Source organism: Chryseobacterium sp. SG20098 (assembly GCF_031844745.1).
Lineage (GTDB): Bacteria > Bacteroidota > Bacteroidia > Flavobacteriales > Weeksellaceae > Chryseobacterium > Chryseobacterium cucumeris.
Window position 1 is genome coordinate 1803632 of record NZ_CP134622.1, and the last position, 22795, is coordinate 1826426.

Below are 22795 nucleotides of genomic sequence, written 5' to 3' on the forward strand. Positions count from 1 at the left end.
ATAAAGGAATTCTACACATTAAAATCTTTTTTAGGATTAAAAATATAAATTAAAAAGAAAAACAGAAGAGATACCGCAAGAAAATATTGATAATAATGATTGGCATTCTGCGATTTCACCATTGTCTCTGCACCTGCCGATTTTTTATTAACTGCATCTACAATTCTGTCCGGAGCTTCATTGATATTATTTCCATCAATATAAGTTCCGTCTGTAGATTCAGCCATTTTCTTTAATGCTTCGGTCTGTCTTTTTGAAATCACCGTACTACCGTTGGCATCGGTTTTATATCCCATTAATTGTCCGAACACATATTCCGGAACCGGAGCACCTTCATCTGTACCCACTCCTACGGAAGTAATGCTTATTCCTTCTTTATTAGCTAATCTGATGGCAGCGTTATCATTTCCTTCATTATCTTCACCATCACTCAGCAGAATCACTTTTCTGGATCCTTTGCTTACGTTTTTAAATTTTTCAGCAGCAGCCTGCATTCCTTTCAGAAAATCCGTTCCCTGAATCTGCATAGAACTGGTTTCAATACCGCTGATATAAGTTTCCGCAGAATTATAATCAGTTGTCAGAGGCATAATAGACATTCCATTCCCTGCAAAAATCACAATACCTACCTTATCATTATTCATTTTCTTCATGGTAGCCAGCATCAGATTTTTGGCTTCCGTCAGACGGCTTGGTTCTATATCCTCAGCATTCATAGAATTGGATACATCCAGCATAAAGATTACATTGTTCAGCTTCTGGGTACTTTTCACTTCTTCTGAACCGTTCAAAAGGTCAATGATAGAGAATATCAGAAATAATGTTCCCAATAAATATAATGCAGGAAAAAACTTTGTAAATCCTGATCTTTTTTCAAATAAATTCTCATGAAACTGGCTCGCAGCAAAAATTTCTCTCTTTTTATTTCTCCATTGTAGAAAACGGATCAAAAACGTAGCTAACAGCGGCAGAAGCAACAGTAAAAATAAATACCAATAATTTCCTAAAGACCAACTCATCAGCTTAAAATTTTATAAAACACCCATCTCAACAATGCATCCAACACCAACATAGCCAGTGCAATCCAAAGGAATATTTTGAAATATTCTTCATAATTGTACAGCTTGGAAACCTTCACATCAGATTTTTCCAGTTGGTTGATTTCATTGTATACTTCTTCCAGACTACTGTTTGAGGTAGCTCTGAAATATTTGCCTCCCGTAGTCTGTGCTATTTCTCTCAAGGTATTTTCATCAATAGTAACCTCTGTTTCGGTAAAGATAAGCTCTCCAAAAATGTCCTGCGATGTAGGCATCAGCGCATAACCATTGGTCCCGATTCCGATTGAATATACTTTTATATTATTATTCTTTGCCAGTTCAGCGGCAAGCTGTGGAGGAATCGCATTCTGAATATTGCTTACTCCATCCGTCATCAGTATGACCACTTTACTTTTGGCCTTGCTTTTAATCAAATGATTCACTGCTACAGAAAGGCCTTCCCCAATGGCTGTTCCAGGTTCAAGACCTGCAGAATTCAGATTTTTAATTTCATCAATAACCACTTGATGATCTGAGGTAACCGGAACTTTAGTAAAAGCTTCTGCAGCATATGCTACCACCCCTATCCTGTCATTCGGACGCTTCTGAACAAATTTTACGGCAATATCTTTTAGGGCAGTAATTCGGTCCGGGGTCAAATCCTTCGCCAGCATACTTAGAGAAACATCAATAGATAACATAATATCCACTCCCTTTGTATCATCTCTGTCCTGAGAAATGGTAAACGTTCTCGGCCTTGCCATCGCAATAATCAACGCAGAAAGAATGATATATTTTGATATTTTCAGTAAAAAAAGAACACCCTGGATACTCCCGCTGTGATCCATATTCTTTATGGTAGGAACTTTTATACCTTTTCTTTTACTTCTTCCAATATCTTTAATTAAAAGTGGAATAAACAGCAGAAAAAGCAGCAAAAACCATGGGCTGTAAAACTCAAAATTAAACATCCTTTCTTAAGTTTTCGAATTCTAAATCTTTGGATGATCTTTTCACAAAATCTCTGATATTGGCAAAATCTCTTTCCATTGTTTCCTGGTCCGGGAAGGTTTTGGCAAATTTTACCAGGTCTCCCCTAAGGAAAACATCTTCTATTATTTTTTCGTTGTCCTGCGAGATTGTATTATTTTTTTTCATGACATCTATAAGATCATCAGTAAGAAGTACATCTGCCGGAAGGCGATATTGTTTTGTAATGAAGGTTCTGGAAATATCAATCAGTTCCACATAAAACGAACGGAAGTTTCCTCCTTCAATATATTTTTTCTTTTTAAGAGAATCAAGCTCTTTTAAGGTCTGATTGGTAGCCACTACAGGAGAGCTCTTTGATTTTCTTCCCCATTTTACAAATATAATAATGGCAATAACCAGTGCAATACCAGCCAATGCTGCAAGAATATAAAACTTATAAAGCTCCCAATAATCTTTGGGTTCAAGTTTCACCTGCTTATTATTCATGATGTCATTGATCTGATCTGCTTTTTGAGCCGTATTAATGACATCTATTTCGTAAGGGATTGTTTTAAGTATTTTATCTCCTACTTTGAATTCCAGTTCAGGAATGGTAAATTTTCCTTCTTCAAAAACAGCAAATTCGATCTTTCTTTCATAGGTGTTAGCCGTTTGCCCGATACTGTCTTTGGTTTCTTCAAAATGAAAAGGCAACAGCTCATTCTTAGCTGCTGAAGTAACCTGTTGCTCATTAAGATTGTCAATCTTTATGGTAAGATGATTGATTTCTCCCAGAGCAAGGGTTTTCTTTTCTACGTTAGAGGATAATATCTGTGAAAAAGCATTTGCACAGATCAGAAAAGATAATATTAAAAGTATTTTTCTCAATGTTAAAATAATAAAGGCAAAATGCCTTCTGTTTTTTAGTTACGAGCTAAGCCCGATGTTATTTTTTCTGAAAGTAATTATACAATAATTTTGAATAATCTGAGCCGGTACTGATATTCATAAGACTGGCAGAGCTGTTGGCAAAATCTTCTTCCAGAGCTCTCAGTTTTTGTTTTTGAGCTTCCGCAAAGGTATATCGCCATCTTGCACTGGAAGTATTGGCCCATATTTCTTTTCCGGTTTCCACATCAAGTAAACGGGCGTAGCCTACATCAGGAATCTCATTATCTTTTTCATCATAAATCCTCATTCCCAGCAACTGATGTTTCTTTGAGGCCACTCTCAGCATTTTGGAATCATAGGCATCTTCAAAATCTGAAAACAAAAATACCAGAGATTTCCTTTTGAAAATCCCCATCATATATTCCATTGCCTTATCTATTTTAGATTCTGCCGGAACATAATCTGCAGTGAGAATATTACTGATAATGGAAAGAATGTGTTTTCTTCCTTTTTGAGGAGGAATAACTTTATATACTTTATCTGCAAACAAAATCAAGCCCACTTTATCATTATTGCCAGCGGCTGAAAATCCTAAGCTGGCTGCAATTTCAGCTACATATTCTCTTTTCAGTTGAACCTTTGTTCCATAATCCATAGAAGCGGAAATGTCTACGAGAATCATCATTGTCAATTCCCTTTCTTCTTCCATTACTTTTACAAATGGCTCACGGAAACGTGCGGTTTTATTCCAGTCGATTCTTCTGATTTCATCTCCAAACTGATACGGTCGAACTTCCGAGAAAGTCATCCCCTGCCCTTTAAAGGCGCTGTGATATTGCCCCATTAAAGCAGCCTCCGTCTTTTTTCTGGTACGGATTTCAATCTGCTTTACTTTTTTTACAATATCTTTTATCTGCATAGACGAATTCAAAATTCAAGGTTTAACATTCAAAGTTTAATGTTGGTGTCGGGATCCGGGTTTTGGGTTAGTCTATAAACTCAATGGATACGTTCGACCACTCATTGTCAAACTTTGTATTATACTTTTTATAAAAATTGATGGCTGGTTCATTCCAGTTCAATACCTGAAATACCATTCCACTGTAATTATTGGTTTGACCATATTCCAGTGTTGCATCAAATAATTTTTTTCCAATCTGCTTTCCTCTTAGCTTTTCAGTTACTACAAGATCTTCAAGATACAGCCTTCTTCCTTTCCAGGTTGAATACCTGTCATAATACAGGGATATTCCAACTATTTCTCCTTCATATTCTGCCACGAAAGCTCCCCATACAGGAGAAGTTCCGAAACCATCCTGAATAAAATCATCCAAAGTCACTGTTACTTCATGCAGTGCTTTTTCATATTCCGCTAGTTCTTTAATTAAATCAAGCATGGAAGAACAGTCTTCCAGAACAGCTTTTCTTACAACTACATCACTCATTATGGTGCCTGGATTTTTGCTAAAATTCTATTGATAATTTCCTCAGTTGTGATTTCTTCTGCTTCTGCTTCAAAGGTCAATCCCATTCTGTGTCTCAATACATCTTTTGCCAATGCTTTTACATCTTCCGGAATGACAAATGCTCTTCCTTTTAAGAAAGCGTAAGCTCTTGAGGCGATAGCAAGATTAATGGATGCTCTTGGAGAAGCTCCGAAACTGATATAATTTTTAAGTTCAGAAAGCCCATAATTTTCCGGATAACGTGTTGCAAACACCATATCCAGGATATATTTTTCAATTTTTTCGTCGAGATAAATCTGATTGATCAGTTCTTTTGCATCTACAATATCCTGAAGGGAGATTACAGGTTTTACCGTTGGTTGGTGTGAAGTTGAAACCATTCTCATCACCTGTCTTTCATCCTCAAAAGCAGGATAATCTATGGTACACTTCAACATAAAACGGTCGCTTTGTGCTTCAGGAAGCAGGTAAGTTCCTTCCTGATCAATCGGGTTTTGTGTTGCCAATACCAGGAATGGTTTTGGAAGCTTCATGGTTTCGTCACCAATTGTCACCTGTTTTTCCTGCATAACTTCCAGAAGCGCTGACTGTACTTTTGCCGGCGCACGGTTGATCTCATCTGCCAAAACAAAGTTCGCAAATACAGGTCCTTTTTTTATAGAGAAATCATTGTCTTTGATATTATAAATCATGGTTCCCACTACATCTGCAGGAAGTAAATCCGGAGTAAACTGAATCCTTGAAAAATCTCCATGAACAGCATCAGCCAGTGTTTTTATCGCTAAGGTTTTAGCCAGACCGGGAACTCCTTCAAGAAGAACGTGTCCATTTCCCAAAAGCCCTACCAAAAGACGGTCTACCATGTATTCCTGTCCAATAATAACTTTGTTGATTTCCTGTCTCAGAAGAGAAAATAAGTAGTTTTTTTCTTTTACTTTTTCCGTCAATTGGCGGATATCTTCAGCTTGATATATCTCTGACATAGCTTGATTTAAAATAAGTGGTAAATTTCTGATAAATACTTGCATTAATCAACATAATAAATGCCATTTTTGAGTTAAAGTTTGTTAAAAATTCCGGCATTGACGAGATATTTAATGCTATAATGTTGAATTTCTTATCTATAAATAAATCCAGAAATTCAAATTCCCTTCATAAAACCATCCCGTTTTTTCTTCTCATTATCCATAAAAAAATGTCACAAAATCACTTTTGCAACATTTTTATTTTTAATCAGAAACTTGATTATTTAGTTTTAAAGCTTGTTTATTGTAATGGTGAATATATTTTCAGGAGCATCAGTAGTATCTTCATACGCTCCGACATTTACAAAATATTCTGTTCCTGATACTGTGGTAATCGTAAGAGTTTCAGCAGCACCTCCGCCACCATTGTCTACAGTTCCTGTACATGACAAATTACTACAGCTGCCACTATATACACCTATCTGCGGATCATAGCTGCTGCCTGAAGGCATAGTCACTTTAATAGTATACTGACTGCCATCACCAGTCAGTTTAAACCATGTCCCATCGTTCATTCCTGTGTCTCCATTACTTGTACATACGCTTATATTTCCGGCATTATTAGTGGTCGATACAGCATCATTCTGAGTATAAGAATAAGGAAATACCAATGCCTGCAATGCTCCAGTACATGCATCGTTTACAGGTATTGGAGGAACAGTCTTAAAAACAAGTTCAGAACATCCTGAGGATTCTGTATTCCCCGACACTGATGTTACTTTTAAATAATAAGTTGTTCCGGCTGTAAGCGCTGTGGAAGGGGTAAAGCTACTTCCTGAAACTGTTTGCTGATTAATAATATCAGAGCTTCCTGAACTCGTTCCTAACGAAACTTTGTAGGATGTAGCCCCTGAAGCCGGAAGCCAGCTGAAATTGGGAGTTAAAGAAATATTCTGGCTATTATTTACCGGATAAACGACAAAAGGACATGCCGGTCCGGTACTTGGTATAAGGCCTGAAATGGTAACTGACGATTTATAATCCGCCCTGATTCCTCCGGGAGGAGATGCAATATCCACTACTGCACGATCTCCTTTATAATACAACGTTGAGTAAGGGATATGTGAATAAACATGAAAAGCTTCATCAAAATTATTGATATCGATATTCGGAGAATTCTCTTTTGCTGCAACAACCAGGTTATCAACATTATTATAAGTAAATGGTGTTGTAAAAACAACTTCAACTTTATTATTATTCTTGCTTACGGCTCCTGTGAACACCTGAGTCAACTGTGCTGCAGGAATCCAGTCTGTACCGGAAGCAAAGGCAGTTTTTGACGTATGTCCGAGATATACCGTCCAGTTTGAAGATTCAGTAATTGTAGAGGAAGGATCCACATAAAATGTAAGCCCTGTAATATTGCCTGCAGCATTGGCGTTAATTTCCTGCTTAGGATATATCTGCTGTACATAAGAATAGGAAAAAAAACTGCTTACAGGAGCAACACCAACATTTGGACTACCAATATTGATATTGATTTGGGCGTTAATCACCACCACTACAAAAAACAAAGCTAAAAGTAAAAATCTTTTCATTATTAATAACATTAATCTGGTATACCATGCTAATTTAATAATAAATACTATGATTATAGCAATAAAAAAAATATTTCATTATATAATTCAACGCAAAAAAAAATTTAAACAAAAACACATCCGATATTAAAAACAATACACATTCAATAACAAAACAATAACAAGACATAAAAATAAAATAAATTAAAAGTAATTTCAATACATATTTCATATATTTACACTAAACATCAATAACATGTATAAAAAGCTATTCTTTTCCAGTTTTTTGATTACCCACCTCGTTTTCGCCCAAACGACAATGACCAATATAATTTCAGATGCAGTATACTACGATGGCTATGCTACTATGGTATCCAACCCTGTACCTGCCGGTTTGACAAGACTGACGAATGCCAGGTATACCAGAAAACTTACTGATGTAGAACTAGATGCTTTTAAAGCTAAAATTGCCATGCGTGTAACCATTGCTCCTTTATGTGACAATTATGACCGTCTTGGAGAAGTCTTCTTAGCAATGGTTCCTAAAAATCAAGCTACTTATACAATCAATGACACTAATGTCAAAAGAATTGAAATAGGCAGATATATTACTCCTTTCATGAATAAAAACAGGACTCCTTCTGAAGTTCCTTACACTTATGATGTCAGCAATTTATACAGCATATTCCATGACACAACATTGCGCAGCATGTATGATCTCTATATGGAACTGGATGTTTTCGGGGTTCCCTATGCAGCACAAACGCAGGTTTCAGGCTGTGCAAACAGAATTGATGTTTTTTCAGGAACTCTTACCTTTTTCTCAACGGATACAGGAGCAACCCCTACAGACACCAACAGCATTGTACCTATATTAAGTTATAACACCCTTAATAACTATAACAACACTGATGTTACAGGGGAAACCGTTAGAATTGTCACTTTTAATCTTCCAGACCCTGTTACCAATGCCCGCTTCTTCGTAATATCAACTCCTCATGGCGCTAACAGTGGTGGTGAAGAATATATCAGAAGACAAAATTACACCTATATAGATGACGTACAAGTACTCACCTATACTCCCGGAGGTATTTCATGTGAACCGTACCGTGTATACAATACTCAAGGAAACGGAATCTATGGTTCTACTCCTAAAACTTTTGCTGACTGGACTTCATGGAATAACTGGTGTCCCGGAAATTCTGTTCCCATCAGAGAATTTACATTACCCAACTTAACTGCAGGTAATCATACTTTGAAACACACAATTCCAACTGCAGTTTTCAACCAACAGCAGGGATATGTCATGCTATCCGTTTATATGCAGGGAAAAAGCAATACAGCTTTGAATGTAAAAGAGATCAAAACAGTAGATGTGAATATTTACCCCAACCCTACTGCTGACTTTGTGAATGTAAAATCAAAAGTAGAGGTCAGCTCAATAAGCCTTTTCAATATAGAAGGAAGAAAACTTTCCGAAACTTATAAAGAGAACAGAATAGATCTTTCCTCATACAGCACAGGAGTTTATTTTTTACATATTGTTTTAAAAGACGGAACTGCCTTTAAACACAAAATCATAAAAAAGTAACTTTAACACATCTTTTAAAAACAAAATAACAAAACCCTCTCTGAAACTCCACTCAAGTGGGTTTTTCTATTGATCATCATGTAAAATTAACTGTAAAAAACATTCTGATATCAATAAAAACTAATCAAAAGATGAACCTTACTTCACTCTTTTTCAAAATAGTTAAAAAATTTTAACTTTAATCCTCTAGTCAAAAAAATTGTCATTTCCAGTTTATTAAACTATTTTTGGTGATTAAAAATTTTGCAAAATGAATTATCATTTTCAAGCACACAGACAGGTAAGAAAGAACCTTTTAGATATCCTTCAGAACACATCTCATGAAGATCTGATCCTGATTCCGGATGGTTTCAACAACAATATTTACTGGAATATTGCACATACTGTTGCTACACAACAGCTACTGCACTATTACCTGAGCGGAAATCCTTTCCGTATTGACAAGTATTGGATTGAAACCTACAAAAAAGGAACTTTACCCAACTTAAATGTTCAGAAATCAGAAGTGGAAGATTTAGAATTTTTACTTACAGAAACTTCAAAGATTTTAATGAAGGATTATGACAGTGATTTCTTCTCAGATTACACACCCTACACCACAAGTTTCGGCATGGATCTGAAAAGCATTCAGGATGCAATTATCTTCAACAATATGCATGAAAGCCTTCATTACGGGTACGTGATGGCACAGAAAAGAGCAATTTTAGGAGAGAAAGGGAGATAATGAACCTTGCTACGCAAGTCAATGGTCAGAAGTGAATAGGCATCCAACCAATTGACTTACAAAGTAAAATTCACGATTGACCATTCACTCTATAACTATATAATACATTTTCAATGAAAGACGATTTTATTTTCGGGCTACGTCCCGTGATTGAAGCAATTGAAGCGGGAAAAACGATTGACAAGATCTTTGTGCAGAATGCACTTCAGGGTCCTATTTATGCTGAATTAAAAGCCATTTTAGCGAAAAATAAAATCCGTCCCAATTATGTTCCGGTTGAAAAACTGAACCGTTTTACAAGAAAAAACCACCAGGGTGTGGTAGCTTTTATTTCGGATGTACCGTTTCATAAAGTGGAGGATATTGTTCCACAATTATTCGAACAGGGAAAAACACCTTTCCTTTTAATTCTGGACAGACTTACCGATGTAAGAAACTTTGGAGCCATCTGCAGAACAGCGGAATGCGTAGGAATAGATGCAGTTATTATTCCTGAAAAAGGAGCTGCTCCTATCAATTCCGATGCGATAAAAACTTCTGCCGGAGCGATCTATAATATCAAAATATGTAAGGAAAACAATCTTGCCCACACGGTAGACTTCCTTCAGCAAAGCGGAATTTCCGTATATGCAGCCAGCGAAAAAGCTCAGAAGTTAATCTATGATGTAAATATGACTGAGCCATGTGCTATCGTTATGGGAAATGAGGAAACCGGAATTTCTAAAGAAGTACTGCATCATGCTGATGAAAAAATAAAACTTCCTATCGAAGGAAAAACTCAGTCCCTGAATGTTTCTGTAGCATGTGGAGCGATTTTGTATGAAGCGGTAAGACAGAAAATGTCCGTGATACCTAATCCATAACCATGAAAATACAATCACTTTTACCTTTATTTTTTGTCCCGTTGGCTTTTAATGCGCAGATAAAAAAAATAGCAACAGACAACCGTCTTGCCACTGATCTTGATAAGATGGTTCAGAAAGAAGCTGTTGCTTATATGCAGGATCCTGCACGTGTAGGAATTTCAATAGGCATTTTTAAAGATGGTAAAAGTTATTTCTATAATTATGGGACAACGGAAATAGGGAAATCAGAGCTTCCAACCTCCCAAAGTCCATATGAGATTGCATCCATCACAAAGACCTTTACCGGAACACTTCTTGCTCATGCTTTAGTAGATGGTAAAATCAAATTGGATGATGATATCCGGAAATATATAGGAAATTATCCTAATCTTGAATTTGAAAAGCACCCGATAACGATCGGTAATCTAACCAATCATTCATCAGGATTGCCTCAGTTTTTACCGAATCAGTCTGAAACGTTCAAAAAACCGATGGACTCTGTTGCCCTGGCATTGTCGGATTTTTATAAAAACTATTCAAAAAAGAATTTTTATGAGGATCTTCATCAGGCTAAAGTGGATTTTGTACCCGGAACAGAATATAAATATTCCAATGTAGGAACACAGATTGCCGGGGATATCCTGGAAAAAGTATATCATACAAGCTATGAAAACCTGCTTTCAGAGTATATTACAAAGCCTCTGAAAATGAATCATACTATTATTGGTACGAATTCTGCACAGCTATTGACTCGTTATAACGAAAAAGGAAAGATAATGCCCAGAAATTTCACAACCATTTTTGCTCCCGCAGGAGGAATCATTTCTACTACGGGAGATCTTGTGAAATACATGCAGTATCATCTAGATGAGAACAATAAACATGTGAAAGCATCCCATACTCCTTTTGTAAAAAGTGAAGGAGATGCTATTGGATTATATTGGAGATTGCACACCTATGAAGATGGAACTCAAACCGTTTATCATACAGGAGGTACATTTGGTTTTTCAAGTGTTCTTCAGATATATCCATCAAAAAACATGGGAGTCGTAGTACTTTCCAATGAATCGGATGGAGAATCCCAGGGGAAACTACATGATATTGCAGATAATATATTAAGAAACAGTAGTAAAAAATAAAGTTAAAAAAATCGAATGAAGAATATTGCAGCGCTTGCGCTTATATCATCAATAGCCCTTGTGTCTTGTAAAAAAGAAACGGCAAAAATAACAAAAGTAGATCCTAAAACCGGAAAGACAGTAACTGTAGAAGTTCCTGCTGATTCTGTAGCGAAAGTTGCAGAAAACCCGGCTATCAAAGATTCTGCAGGAGTTATTACACAGACTTTCAAGCTGGAAAAAGGTAAAACATATCCTCTTACCACTTATCAGAGAGATGTAAAAACAATGACAGATCCTCAAGGGAAATCTATCACTGCAACAAGCGAATCTACAGATGAAATGAATTTTGTAGTGGATGACATCAAAGGAAATGTATATGAGATGACTCTTAATCTTGTAGCAAAGAGAAGCTCTCAATCTGCGCAGGGAAAAACGGTAGTAGTAGACACCAAACTTCCACTTCCAAAAGAAGATGATCTAAAAATGATCTGGAATGTCAACAAAGCGCTTACCGGAAACAAACTTCAGATGAAGATGGATACAAAAGGGAATGTGATTTCTATTACAGGATTTGATGCTGTTTACACAAAAGTAGGTAACGCAGTTGGTACACTTATCAAAGATGCCAATGAAAAAGCAAGCGTAGTAGCAAGTCTTAAGCAGTCATTCAACGAAAAAGTACTGAAAGATCAGTTCCATAAAAACCTGATGATTATTCCTAAAAAAGGAGTTAAAATCGGAGAAAAATGGTCAACTTCTGAAAATGCTGACGCCAGCGGAGCTGTTAAAGTAACCTCCAATTATGTAATGAAAAGCTTAGGAAACGGAGCTGCAGAAATTGCAGTAACCGGAGGTATTCCCAAGAAAACAGAAAAGAAAACTCAGGGACCTATCACACACAGCCTGAGCAGTGAGCTTGTTCAGAACGGAACCATTAAGTTTGATGAAAGCACAGGCTGGATAACCAACCAGAATATCAACGTAAAAACAACTCAGATAGAAACCATTTCAGATGGAAAACAGTCTCAATCTATGAAAAGCGTTTCCAATTCTTCGGTAATGGTCAACCCATCTGCTAAATAACTTGAATAAACATTCAGGGTTTAAAGTTTGCATGTTAAACCCTGAACTTTAAACAAAAAAATTATGAAGTACATTCTTGAGTTAGTACTCACTGCCATTATTATATTCTTTGTCTGGAATATTCTGAAAAGAATTTTCTTTAAGACATTCTATAGTTACCGTTTTAATAACAATAATCAAAACAACGGGCAGCAGGACATCAACAACTCGAATAAGAATAACAAAAAGAACCTTAAGTGGGATGCAGAAACGGTAGACTACGAAGAGGTAAAAGAGAGTAATGACAAAAGGTAAAAATTCCAAGAAATAAAAGATAATAACCAGCATGGCAAAAAATAAAAACTTAATTTATATTGCAATTTCATTAGTAGTATTTATAGTTTTAGCATTTTTATATTCCACTCCTGTATTTTCAGGAAAACAGCTTTTCCAGCATGATATTGTACAGTACAGAGGAGGAGCAAAAGAACTGCTTGACTACAGAGCCAATACCGGAAATGAAACCTATTGGAGTGACTCCATGTTTGGGGGAATGCCGACTTATCAGATGGGAAGCCAGTTTAAAGGTGATATCATCAAAAAAATCGACAGCAATCTGAATTTCCTGCCAAGGCCGGTTAATTATCTCTTCCTGCTATTTGCAGGTTTTTTCCTTTTGGGAATGATAGTGGTCAGAAACTGGAAATATGCTCTTTTGGGAGCTACTTTCTTCGGACTTTCGACTTATTTTTATATCATTATTGCAGCCGGACATAATGGTAAAGTAAATACCATTGAATATTTCGCACCGCTGTTAGCCGGAATTTTACTGGTGTATATCAGGAAACAATACATCTGGGGATTCATCGTCACTACCCTTTTTATGGGGCTTCAGATCGCTGCAAACCACCCACAAATGACCTATTATCTGTTCATTGCGTTAGGATTCTTATTCCTTTCTGAATTGATCAGAGCCATCCAGAAAAAGACACCGATGAAGCACTTCCTTATTTCATCAGGAATTATTGCAGCGTCATGTGTTATCGGGGTTGGAATGAATTCACAAAGAATCATGGCCAATTCTGAATATGTAAAAGAAACAGTTCGTGGAAAGCAGATTTTAAATAACGACAGCCATACTTCAGGAAAATCCGGAATGGACAAAGAGAGTATGCTGATGTGGAGCTATGGGCAGCTGGAAACTTTAAACCTTTTCATTCCAAGATTAATGGGTGGAGGAAGCCAGGAACCTGAAGGAAAAGAAATCATGAACAGAGTTCAGGAACTGGTTCAGGAAAATGTAGGTTCACAGGCTGAAATGGATAGAATTTCCAAAGGTTTCAGCGGAGTAACCTATTGGGGAGACCAGCCGGGAACATCAGGACCTGCTTATCAGGGAGCTATCGTATGTTTCCTTGCCTTATTAGGATTCTTTTTTGCTTCAAAAAAATACCGTTACTGGATTTTGGGAGCTTCCATCCTGACCATTTTACTGGCCTGGGGAAGTAACTTTATGCCATTATCGGATTTCTTTATCGATTATGTACCATTCTATAATAAATTCAGAGCTCCTTCTTCAATCTTAGTGGTAGTAGAGTTATTATTCCCATTAATTGCCATTTTGGGATTATACAGATTCTTTACAGATGAAAAACTGACTGAAGAGTATAAGCAGAAAATTCTGATATATGTAGGAGGTGGAACGTTAGGATTTTTATTGATTCTTTTAATCTTTGGAAAATCATTGTTAGGTTTTGCTACAGAAAACGAAAAAACCTACTTCCCTCCTTTCCTGCTTGATTATCTTGTAGATGAAAGATATAAACTATTCAGAATAGATGCCATAAAAGCATTCATTTATGTAGCGATTACTGCGGCAGCTCTATTCTTAACTTTAAAGAAAAAGCTTAATCAGAATATTGCTTTGGTAGTGATCGGGCTTGTAAGTTTATTTGACCTTTGGACGGTAAACAAGCGTTACTTAAACGATGAAAACTATGTAGATAAAATCTTTGCTGAAAATCCTTTCCAGACAGAAAGTTCAGACCTGTTGGCTGAAAAAGTACAGGGAAATCCAAACCTGGAATCTATTTTATCCAATGTTAACATCAACAAAACATTGGAAACTATTGCTGAGAAAGACAAAACACACTACAGAATTTACAACCAGACATTAGGAGTTACCAGCGAAACCAATACCTCTTATTTTAAGGCTTCCATCGGCGGTTATCACGCTGTAAAATTAAGAAGATATGACGATGTACTGAATGAATACATCAATAGTATTGACAGTGTAAAAACACCTAATGTATTAAATTTACTGAATGCTAAATACATGGTTTTCGGAGGTCCTGAGCAGCCACAGGTTGTTCCTAATCCTAAAGCTAATGGCAATGCATGGTTTGTAAGCGATTTAAAATTTGTAGATACTCCTAATCAGGAAATAAAAGCGATCGGGACTATTGACAACAAGAAAACAGCTGTCATTGCTTCATCTGACAAATCATATTTTGATAACAAACCTGTTCAGGCAGATTCTACAGCATTTATCACTCTTACGAAATATCAGCCTAACGAACTTGAATTTAAATCTCAGTCGAAAACACCTCAATTGGCTGTATTCTCTGAAGTTTATTATCCTCATGGATGGAAAGTGTTAGTAGACGAGAAAGAAGTTCCTTATATCAAAGCAGATTATTTGCTTCGTGCCGTACATGTTCCGGCAGGAAACCACCATATCAGAATGGTTTTTGAACCTGAAGTGATTGAAAAAGGAAAATGGCTTTCTCTTCTTTCGTTCGGATTATTTATCCTGTTGGCTGCATTTGGACTTTTCTGGATGAATAAGAACAAGAAAAAAGAGATTGTAGCTGAACAGAATGCTTAAACAATATAAATAGTGTTGCGCAATGAGATTCTTCACTGCGCTACGCTTGGTTCAGAATGACAAAGACCATTAAGTAAAAAATGGAACAGAAGAAAATATTGATTATCACCTATTACTGGCCTCCTGCGGGAGGTCCTGGTGTTCAAAGATGGCTGAAGTTTGCAAAATATCTACCTGATTTTGGTTGGAAACCTATCATCTATACTCCGGAAAATCCAAGCTATCCATTGCTGGACGAAACACTGATGAAAGATGTTCCGGAAAATATCGAGATGGTAAGAACCAAAATCTGGGAACCTTATCAGCTTGCTGAAAAACTGAATAAGAGCAATAAAAAATTCAAAGCCGGACAATTTGATGTAGGCAAAAACCAAAGTTGTAAATCTAAACTTTCAATTTGGGTAAGAGGTAATTTTTTCATTCCTGATGCCAGAGTTTTTTGGGTAAAACCATCCGTTACATTTCTGGAAAAATACCTGAAAGAAAATAAAATAGACACCATCGTTACTTCCGGTCCGCCACACTCTCTGCATTTGATTGGTTTAGGGCTAAAAAATAAAATGCCGGATCTGAAATGGGTTGCTGATTTCCGTGATCCATGGACAGAGATTTCTTACTACAAACATCTGAAATTAACTAAAAGTTCGGATAAAAAACACCGCCAGCTGGAAAATGCTGTATTTAAGAATGCAGACATCACTTTGGCTACAAGTTACACTGATGCGGAAAACTTCAGAAAAGCAGGAGCCAATGCCGTTTGTATTACGAATGGATATGATGAAAGTGATTCTGGTAAAAAAGCGAAAGGGCAAAATTTGCAAAATGGACAAGCATTTACTCTAAGTTATATTGGGGTTCTTGAACAGCTCAGAAATCCCGAAAATCTTTGGAAAGCTCTTGATGAACTTATCGAAGAAAACGCTGAATTTGCTGCTGATTTTAAATTAAAATTTGTAGGGAGAATAGATGATAAAATCCTACAATCCATCGAAAATTCAAGTCTGAAAAATCATATTCTGAACCTTGGATATCTTTCTCATGGAAAAGCCGTAGAAGAGATGCAGAATTCCAATCTCCTTCTTATTACCAATTTCCCGAACGAAGCTTCAAAAGGAATTATCCCCGGAAAAATATTTGAATATCTAGCTTCAGGAAAGCAGATTCTATCTTTCGGTCCGGACAAAGCTGATGTGTCAAAAATTCTGGAAGAGACGCAGGCAGGAAAACATTTCAGTTATCAGGATACAGAAAACATTAAAAAGTTTATTCTTGAAAAATATGAACTGTGGAAAAATGACAGCCTTATTGAAAACACCCAGCATATTGAACAGTTTTCAAGAAAAAATCTTACTCAGCAACTGACTGAAGTTTTGAAATAAAAAAGAAAGGAAGTTAGAGGCTGGAAGTTTATTCCAGTCGCTAACTTCTAACTTCTAACTTCTAACTTCTATATTGTCCACTGGTCATTCACAACAGCAATCAGGTAATATTTACCCTGAAATTCTTCAAATACAAAACGAACGGTTTTCCAATCCATTTCACCGGATTTTTCAGTTCCTTTGATATAGTTTTCTGTAAAATCAGCTTTTGGATAAATTTCCTTTAAGTTATTCAGGGAATTACCTCCACCGATAAATTTATTCAGCGAATATTGTGATGTTGTAAAATCTTTAGAAAACACCCATTTTCCTAGATAATCATTGATAGTTGCTTTATAAGGATCACCCGAGCCATCCTGTGCTCCCCAGGTAAACAAGGTTTTGGTAGGCTGATATTTTTCAAAATCTGCTTTAGAAAAATGTTTATCTTCCTTCAGATTAACAAAAGCGTACATTGAAAAACGAACTCCTTTTTCGGGATGAATCAAAGAGGTAAAAGTAGTATAATTTTTTGTCTTTAGTGCTTTCAAAACCTCATCATTAGTCTGCTTTAAAGCGGCTTCTTTATCAGCATGAGTCTGAACAATACCTGCACTGTCTGTTTTATTTTGTGCGATAGAATCTATTTCACTGGGAACAGGTTTTCCGGCTTCTTTTTTGCAGGCTACAATCATACCAAGAGCGAAAACCGCGATCAATAATTTTTTCATATTTTACATTTTGAAATTGGTAAAAAACACCAAAACTGATGCCAAGTGGTAAATGATGTAAAGAGATAAAGACTATGAGAGTTGATGGGTTTGGGCTTCTCATTTTAAAAATTACATCGTACATTTGTTAGATGGAAATGTTGGATATTCTGATTATCGGAGCCGGACCAATCGGTTTAAACTGCGCCCTTGAAGCTCAAAAAAACAATCTTAGTCATATAATCATAGAAAAAGGAACTATTGTCAATTCATTGTACAATTATCCTTTATATATGCGTTTCTTCTCTACTGCAGAAAAACTGGAAATTGACGAAGTGCCATTTATTTCTACTGCTCCAAAGCCGGGGAGGCAGGAAGCTCTGGAATACTATCAGGGCATTGCAAGACAAAAAAATCTGAATATCAATCTTTATGAAAAGGTTTTGAATGTCTTGAAAAAGGATGAAATATTTGAAATCAAAACTACCAAAGCAATCTATCGGGCTAAAAATGTAGTTATTGCTACGGGATTCTATGATATTCCCAATCTTATGAATATTTCAGGAGAAAATCTTCCGAAAGTCAAACATTATTATACAGAACCCTATCCTTACGCAAGACAGAAAATTGTTGTTGTAGGATCAAGTAACTCTGCTGTAGATGCAGCCCTGGAAACCTACAGAAAAGGAGCTTAAGTGACGATGATTGTCCGTCATGCCGAGATTTCAAAAAGTGTAAAATATTGGGTAAAACCCGATATTGAAAACAGAATTGCAGAGGGCAGCATTAAAGCTCATTTTAATGCAGAAATGATCGAGATTAAAGAAAATTCTGTTGTTTTTAAAGATGAGAACGGAGCTATTCATGAAATTGACAATGATTTTGTACTGGCCATGACAGGCTATCTTCCTGATTTTGATTTTCTGAAAAATTCAGGAATAGAACTTAACGGGGACTGCCTGAATCCATTTTACAATCCTGAAACTATGGAAACTAATATTTCCAGCCTCTATCTTGCAGGTGTGGTATGCGGAGGAAAAGATACTCACCTTTGGTTCATTGAAAATTCAAGGATTCATGCCAATATGATTATTAATTCGATTCTTTCAAAATCTTAATCGTAAACGACTAATATATAGTAAAAGTTTCCGGGCAATTTCTACGAAATTGCCCGGAAACTTTTTATTTAATCAAAAGCGCTATATCATCTCTTTTTTTACCTTATTTTTATCCTTAAGCATCCATGGAATGATAAAGTAAAAACCAATCGCAATAAATACTGCAAGCAGTCCGGTTCCGATCCATAATACATTGAATCCTAATTTTTCTGCAATCAGTGTTCCTATATAAGGTGTAATGATAAATGCGATAGAAAACGACATCCCGTTCAGTCCCATATAAGCCCCTTTATTGTTTTCTCCCGAACGTAATGCTGTAATGGTAGACATAAATGGAAGTGTCCATATTTCTCCCACACAAAGCAATGTCATAGACAGCACAAGGGTAATCAGACTATAATCGAAAGCCAGCATGGCATAAGAAATCCCACACAGGAAAGTCCCGAACAGCATTGTAAAGGCTAAAGTAAAATACTTCTCAGCAATCTGTACCAGCCCCATTTCAAGCAGAACTATCAGAAAACCACTGTATCCCAGAATATATCCGATATTCTGCTGGCTTAGATGAGCTGTATCCTTATAAAATATCGTCAGGGTACTGAACAGCTGGAAGAAACATATGGAAAACAGCATACAGAATACACAATAAATAAGGAATTTACTGTCTCGGTAGGGGGAACTTTCTTTTTTAATAATAATAGCTTTTTTTACTTTTTTTGCTTTCAGTTTAGCTAATCGCGCCCGGTTTTTAAAGAACCAGATATACATCAATCCTGCCAGCAAAGCAGCCAATGCATTGCTGAAAAACAGAAATTCATAAGAAATAGCCGACAAAATACCACCTAGTGCAGGACCAATAGAAAACCCAAGATTAACGGCCATACGATTGAGCGAGAAAGCACGGGTAATATTTTCAGGTTTTGCATATTTGGTAATCGCCACCGAGTTTGCGGGACGGAACGTTTCACTTACAATACTTTGGGCTAAAATAATTCCTGCCAATCCGGCTTCTGTTGTAAAAAGCGGAATCAAGCAGAATAAAGGAACGCTGAGCAGCAAACTCAGACTCTGCACCCTGTACTCTCCTATTTTATCCGTAATCATACCTCCAAGCCATGATCCGATAACCGAACCTATTCCAAAAAAGCTCAGTACAATTCCGGAATTTTCAATACTGAAATGCAAATGATTCGTCATATAAACTCCCAGAAACGGAAGTACCATAGAACCGGCCCTGTTGATGAGCATTACCAACGCCAGCATCCAACTCTCCTGCGAGAGTCCTTTGAAAGAACTCGTATATACGTTAATTAATCTCACAATAATATTTTGGGGAAATTTGACAGTGCAAAATTAGATAAAAATAACCCAAAAGTCTTTGTTTAAACCCTATTTTTATCAATAACCTTCAATAGACAATCAACTTTGATCTGAAAAAACAGTTTTATCTGCTATATAAAAACAATAAACTTTTATAAAAATCGTAAATTGCAGTAACAACAGATGCTTTTATACTAAATTCCCTTAGAAACATAATAAAATTTTAACCAATACTGAAGAATGATAACCTACGAAAATTTACATGATACGCTATCTTTTTACAGTATTGACTGCTGCCAATCCTATTATATTTCTTCCGGAAAACCCATTTTTAAATTTCCAAAAGCTCCTTTCAGAATGGATTATTATGCACTATGTATCTGTACTGCCGGAGAAATCAATATTGAAATAGACCGTCAGAAATACAAAGTAGATGCTGACAGCTTTCTTATTGCAGCACCTTCTACCATTGTGAAATTTGGAAAAACCAGTGATGATTTTACGATGAAACTGCTGTTCTTCGACAAGAACTTTCTGATTAAAAATATTTCCAATCCTTTTATCATTGAGAAAATGAATCTTTTCTCCAAAGGCTCATACAGTATTGTAAAAACTACGGTAACCAATTCTTCACTTCTGCAAAATCTTCTGGATTACCTCGATAAAAAATCGAAAAAGCAGGGAAAATTTACAGAGGAGATTATCCGTACCATTATTTTCAATCTTCTGCTGGAGACTGCTGAGATTATGGAACAGGAAAATGCTGCAAATCCGGAAAAAGAAGAAGGAAAAAAAGATCTTTATCTGAAATTCAGTAAACTGATCAGAGAAAACATAACCAGAGAACGAATGGTTCAGTTTTATGCGGATCAACTTCATGTTTCCAATAAATACCTCATCGAAATCATTAAGAAGTCAAGCGGAAAAACACCTCATGAAGTGATTGATGAAGCATTACTGAAGGAAGCGTATGTCATGCTTGGAAACCCTGAGATCACCATATCGGAGATCGCCTTTGAGCTTCAGTTTAACTCAGCATCAGCTTTCGGCCGTTTTTTCAAAAAACATACGGCACTTTCCCCTTCGGAGTACAGAACTAAAGAAAATATTCAGTCATGAGAATTTGGGGATAATAATTCTGAACTTGGGGATATATATCGCTTTCTGAATAGAGGTACCTTTATACTGTTAATTAAAAACAATAAAAGATGAGTACGATCAATTCAAAATTCGATAAAGTTTTAAATGCCTCTGAGCAGTTTGGAAATGTAAACCACGAACCGGATTCAAGCAAAGAAGTTCAGATTAACACTCCTGAAAAGACGATGCCTTTTTCCGACCAGATCGGAAACTACCAGCGTAATAAAGGCATCCCTTTACAATCTTACGAAAACAGTAAAATCTATATTGTTGGAAGCGGAATTGCCGGCATGTCGGCAGCGTATTATTTTATCCGTGACGGCCGTGTTCCCGGTAAAAATATTGTTTTTCTTGATCAGCTAAATGTAGAAGGCGGATCTTTGGATGGAGCCGGTAACGCAAAAGACGGTTACATCATCCGTGGAGGAAGAGAAATGGATATGACTTATGAAAATCTATGGGATATGTTCCAGGATATTCCTGCTTTGGAGCTGCCTGCACCTTACAGCGTATTGGATGAATACCGTCTTATCAATGACAACGACCCGAATTACTCTAAAGCAAGATTGATCCACAATCAAGGACAGATCAAGGATTTTAGCAAATTCGGACTTGAGAAAAAAGATCAGCTGGCGATTGTAAAACTATTGCTTAAGAAAAAAGAAGAACTGGATGATCTTACAATTGAAGATTATTTTTCTCAATCTTTCCTCAACAGTAATTTCTGGTTCTTCTGGCGTTCTATGTTTGCCTTCGAAAACTGGCACAGCTTACTGGAACTGAAACTGTATATGCACAGATTCCTTCACGCCATTGACGGAATGAAAGACTTCTCATGTCTGGTATTCCCCAAATATAACCAGTACGACACGTATGTAACTCCATTAAAAAACTTCCTGGTGGAAAAAGGGGTGCAGATCCAGTTTAATACTTTGGTAAAAGATCTTGATATTCATATTAATACGGAAGGAAAAACTGTAGAAGGAATTATCACTGAACAAAATGGCGAAGAAGTAAGAATACCGGTTGGTAAAGACGACTACGTTATTGTAACTACCGGATCTATGACAGAAAGTACATTCTACGGTGACAACAATACCGTTCCTGAGGTTACCATAGACAACAGCAGTGCAGGACAAAGTGCAGGATGGAAGCTTTGGAAAAATCTTGCTGCAAAATCTGAAGTATTCGGAAAACCTGAAAAATTCTGTAGCCACATTGAAAAATCTTCATGGGAGTCTGCTACCTTAACCTGCCGTCCTTCTGCTTTCACAGAGAAACTCAAAGAACTGTGTGTAAATGATCCTTATTCAGGAAGAACAGCCACAGGAGGTATTATTACCATTACAGATTCTAATTGGGTAATGAGTTTTACCTGCAACAGGCAACCGCACTTCCCTACTCAGCCGGATGACATCCTTGTAGTTTGGGTATATGCTTTACTGATGGATAAAGAAGGTAATTATATCAAAAAAACAATGCCTCAGTGTACCGGAAACGAGATTCTTGCTGAGCTTTGCTACCACCTTGGAATAGCAGATCAGCTGGATAATGTCACTGAAAATACCATTGTACGTACCGCATTCATGCCATATATCACGTCTATGTTTATGCCTAGAGCGATGGGAGACCGTCCGAGAGTGGTTCCTGAAGGATGTACCAACTTAGGTCTTGTAGGACAGTTTGTAGAAACCAATAACGATGTTGTCTTCACTATGGAAAGCTCTGTGAGAACTGCGAGAATAGCTGTTTACAGCCTTCTTAATCTTAACAAACAAGTGCCGGATATCAATCCGTTACAATATGACATCCGACATTTATTAAAAGCTACCCAGGCTTTGAATGACTATAAACCTTTCTTAGGAGAAGGGATTTTAAGAAAAATATTAAAAGGAACTTATTTTGAACACATCCTTGTAAACCGTCCGGAAGAAAAAGAAGAACATGAATCTTTCTTAACCAGATTTCAGGAATGGGTAAAAGGAGTAAAAGACTAAAAATAAATCTC

The 22795-nt window shown here is 36.6% G+C and carries 19 protein-coding genes and 1 pseudogene; 11 read left to right on the forward strand and 9 right to left on the reverse strand.

Going from position 1 to position 22795, the window contains the following annotated elements:
* Positions 1-11: 11 nt before the first annotated feature.
* The 7 genes from RHP76_RS08245 to RHP76_RS08275 all read right to left on the reverse strand — a co-directional run bounded on the left by RHP76_RS08245 (position 12) and on the right by RHP76_RS08275 (position 6932).
* A complete protein-coding gene (locus tag RHP76_RS08245; RefSeq protein ID WP_062674410.1) occupies positions 12-1019 on the reverse strand; it encodes a vWA domain-containing protein in 1008 nt (335 codons plus the stop codon).
* The gene (locus RHP76_RS08250; protein ID WP_062674408.1) at positions 1019-2011 is read right to left on the reverse strand and encodes a VWA domain-containing protein; all 993 of its coding nucleotides are present in this window, start codon (positions 2009-2011) and stop codon (positions 1019-1021) included. Before RHP76_RS08250 ends, RHP76_RS08245 begins: the two co-directional genes overlap by 1 nt.
* Positions 2004-2900, reverse strand: a complete 897-nt coding sequence (locus tag RHP76_RS08255) for a BatD family protein (protein ID WP_311229936.1) — start codon at positions 2898-2900, stop codon at positions 2004-2006. The genes RHP76_RS08250 and RHP76_RS08255 overlap by 8 nt, the downstream gene beginning before the upstream one ends.
* Positions 2901-2958: 58 nt before the next feature.
* On the reverse strand, positions 2959-3822 hold the full coding sequence (locus RHP76_RS08260) for a DUF58 domain-containing protein (protein ID WP_062674404.1): 864 nt from the start codon (positions 3820-3822) through the stop codon (positions 2959-2961).
* A gap of 67 nt (positions 3823-3889) precedes the next feature.
* On the reverse strand, positions 3890-4348 hold the full coding sequence (locus tag RHP76_RS08265) for a GNAT family N-acetyltransferase (protein WP_062674402.1): 459 nt from the start codon (positions 4346-4348) through the stop codon (positions 3890-3892).
* Positions 4348-5352, reverse strand: coding sequence for an AAA family ATPase (locus RHP76_RS08270; protein ID WP_034695238.1), 1005 nt, complete (start codon positions 5350-5352; stop codon positions 4348-4350). Before RHP76_RS08270 ends, RHP76_RS08265 begins: the two co-directional genes overlap by 1 nt.
* A 272-nt stretch (positions 5353-5624) precedes the next feature.
* Positions 5625-6932, reverse strand: a complete 1308-nt coding sequence (locus RHP76_RS08275) for an Ig-like domain-containing protein (RefSeq protein ID WP_311229937.1) — start codon at positions 6930-6932, stop codon at positions 5625-5627.
* 235 nt (positions 6933-7167) lie between these two features.
* On the opposite strand from RHP76_RS08275, the gene RHP76_RS08280 reads away from it, so the two are divergent.
* From RHP76_RS08280 to RHP76_RS08315, 8 genes are all read left to right on the forward strand, one after another.
* Complete coding sequence (locus RHP76_RS08280; protein WP_311229938.1) at positions 7168-8502, forward strand: peptide-N-glycosidase F-related protein; 1335 nt, start codon at positions 7168-7170, stop codon at positions 8500-8502.
* A gap of 250 nt (positions 8503-8752) precedes the next feature.
* Positions 8753-9226, forward strand: a complete 474-nt coding sequence (locus tag RHP76_RS08285) for a DinB family protein (protein WP_047434092.1) — start codon at positions 8753-8755, stop codon at positions 9224-9226.
* A gap of 113 nt (positions 9227-9339) precedes the next feature.
* On the forward strand, positions 9340-10089 hold the full coding sequence (rlmB, locus tag RHP76_RS08290) for a 23S rRNA (guanosine(2251)-2'-O)-methyltransferase RlmB (RefSeq protein ID WP_062674398.1): 750 nt from the start codon (positions 9340-9342) through the stop codon (positions 10087-10089).
* 2 nt (positions 10090-10091) lie between these two features.
* Positions 10092-11210, forward strand: coding sequence for a serine hydrolase domain-containing protein (locus tag RHP76_RS08295; protein WP_311229939.1), 1119 nt, complete (start codon positions 10092-10094; stop codon positions 11208-11210).
* A gap of 15 nt (positions 11211-11225) precedes the next feature.
* Positions 11226-12275 (forward strand): DUF6263 family protein, encoded by a 1050-nt coding sequence (locus tag RHP76_RS08300; protein WP_062674392.1) that lies wholly within the window; start codon positions 11226-11228, stop codon positions 12273-12275.
* A gap of 63 nt (positions 12276-12338) precedes the next feature.
* Positions 12339-12569, forward strand: a complete 231-nt coding sequence (locus RHP76_RS08305; protein WP_110010142.1) for a hypothetical protein — start codon at positions 12339-12341, stop codon at positions 12567-12569.
* A gap of 31 nt (positions 12570-12600) precedes the next feature.
* On the forward strand, positions 12601-15141 hold the full coding sequence (locus RHP76_RS08310; RefSeq protein ID WP_311229940.1) for a YfhO family protein: 2541 nt from the start codon (positions 12601-12603) through the stop codon (positions 15139-15141).
* A gap of 80 nt (positions 15142-15221) precedes the next feature.
* Positions 15222-16520, forward strand: a complete 1299-nt coding sequence (locus RHP76_RS08315; RefSeq protein ID WP_311229941.1) for a glycosyltransferase family protein — start codon at positions 15222-15224, stop codon at positions 16518-16520.
* 68 nt (positions 16521-16588) lie between these two features.
* Here the strand turns inward: RHP76_RS08315 and RHP76_RS08320 are convergent, their stop codons facing one another.
* Positions 16589-17230, reverse strand: coding sequence for a hypothetical protein (locus tag RHP76_RS08320; protein ID WP_311229942.1), 642 nt, complete (start codon positions 17228-17230; stop codon positions 16589-16591).
* A gap of 131 nt (positions 17231-17361) precedes the next feature.
* On the opposite strand from RHP76_RS08320, the pseudogene RHP76_RS08325 reads away from it, so the two are divergent.
* Positions 17362-18327, forward strand: a pseudogene (locus tag RHP76_RS08325) (YpdA family putative bacillithiol disulfide reductase).
* A gap of 81 nt (positions 18328-18408) precedes the next feature.
* Here RHP76_RS08325 and RHP76_RS08330 read toward each other — a convergent pair.
* Positions 18409-19590, reverse strand: coding sequence for an MFS transporter (locus tag RHP76_RS08330; protein ID WP_311230255.1), 1182 nt, complete (start codon positions 19588-19590; stop codon positions 18409-18411).
* A gap of 297 nt (positions 19591-19887) precedes the next feature.
* On the opposite strand from RHP76_RS08330, the gene RHP76_RS08335 reads away from it, so the two are divergent.
* Entirely contained in the window at positions 19888-20766 is an 879-nt protein-coding gene (locus RHP76_RS08335; RefSeq protein WP_311229943.1) for an AraC family transcriptional regulator, read from the forward strand.
* Between the two features lie 89 nt (positions 20767-20855).
* Positions 20856-22784 carry an oleate hydratase gene (locus RHP76_RS08340; RefSeq protein WP_311229944.1) on the forward strand — a complete coding sequence of 643 codons (1929 nt, stop codon included), beginning with the start codon at positions 20856-20858 and terminating at the stop codon, positions 22782-22784.
* Positions 22785-22795 lie beyond the last annotated feature (11 nt).

What these genes read in the sequence shown, in the direction of transcription:
- RHP76_RS08330 (WP_311230255.1), bottom strand. Translation starts at nt 19,590, where the DNA reads ATGCTGGCGTTGGTAATGCTCATCAACAGGGCCGGTTCTATGGTACTT.
- RHP76_RS08275 (WP_311229937.1), bottom strand. Translation starts at nt 6,932, where the DNA reads ATGAAAAGATTTTTACTTTTAGCTTTGTTTTTTGTAGTGGTGGTGATT.
- RHP76_RS08280 (WP_311229938.1), top strand. Translation starts at nt 7,168, where the DNA reads ATGTATAAAAAGCTATTCTTTTCCAGTTTTTTGATTACCCACCTCGTT.
- RHP76_RS08305 (WP_110010142.1), top strand. Translation starts at nt 12,339, where the DNA reads ATGAAGTACATTCTTGAGTTAGTACTCACTGCCATTATTATATTCTTT.
- RHP76_RS08260 (WP_062674404.1), bottom strand. Translation starts at nt 3,822, where the DNA reads ATGCAGATAAAAGATATTGTAAAAAAAGTAAAGCAGATTGAAATCCGT.
- RHP76_RS08245 (WP_062674410.1), bottom strand. Translation starts at nt 1,019, where the DNA reads ATGAGTTGGTCTTTAGGAAATTATTGGTATTTATTTTTACTGTTGCTT.
- RHP76_RS08270 (WP_034695238.1), bottom strand. Translation starts at nt 5,352, where the DNA reads ATGTCAGAGATATATCAAGCTGAAGATATCCGCCAATTGACGGAAAAA.
- RHP76_RS08320 (WP_311229942.1), bottom strand. Translation starts at nt 17,230, where the DNA reads ATGAAAAAATTATTGATCGCGGTTTTCGCTCTTGGTATGATTGTAGCC.
- RHP76_RS08300 (WP_062674392.1), top strand. Translation starts at nt 11,226, where the DNA reads ATGAAGAATATTGCAGCGCTTGCGCTTATATCATCAATAGCCCTTGTG.
- RHP76_RS08310 (WP_311229940.1), top strand. Translation starts at nt 12,601, where the DNA reads ATGGCAAAAAATAAAAACTTAATTTATATTGCAATTTCATTAGTAGTA.
- RHP76_RS08315 (WP_311229941.1), top strand. Translation starts at nt 15,222, where the DNA reads ATGGAACAGAAGAAAATATTGATTATCACCTATTACTGGCCTCCTGCG.
- RHP76_RS08250 (WP_062674408.1), bottom strand. Translation starts at nt 2,011, where the DNA reads ATGTTTAATTTTGAGTTTTACAGCCCATGGTTTTTGCTGCTTTTTCTG.
- RHP76_RS08295 (WP_311229939.1), top strand. Translation starts at nt 10,092, where the DNA reads ATGAAAATACAATCACTTTTACCTTTATTTTTTGTCCCGTTGGCTTTT.
- RHP76_RS08285 (WP_047434092.1), top strand. Translation starts at nt 8,753, where the DNA reads ATGAATTATCATTTTCAAGCACACAGACAGGTAAGAAAGAACCTTTTA.
- RHP76_RS08340 (WP_311229944.1), top strand. Translation starts at nt 20,856, where the DNA reads ATGAGTACGATCAATTCAAAATTCGATAAAGTTTTAAATGCCTCTGAG.
- rlmB (WP_062674398.1), top strand. Translation starts at nt 9,340, where the DNA reads ATGAAAGACGATTTTATTTTCGGGCTACGTCCCGTGATTGAAGCAATT.
- RHP76_RS08335 (WP_311229943.1), top strand. Translation starts at nt 19,888, where the DNA reads ATGATAACCTACGAAAATTTACATGATACGCTATCTTTTTACAGTATT.
- RHP76_RS08265 (WP_062674402.1), bottom strand. Translation starts at nt 4,348, where the DNA reads ATGAGTGATGTAGTTGTAAGAAAAGCTGTTCTGGAAGACTGTTCTTCC.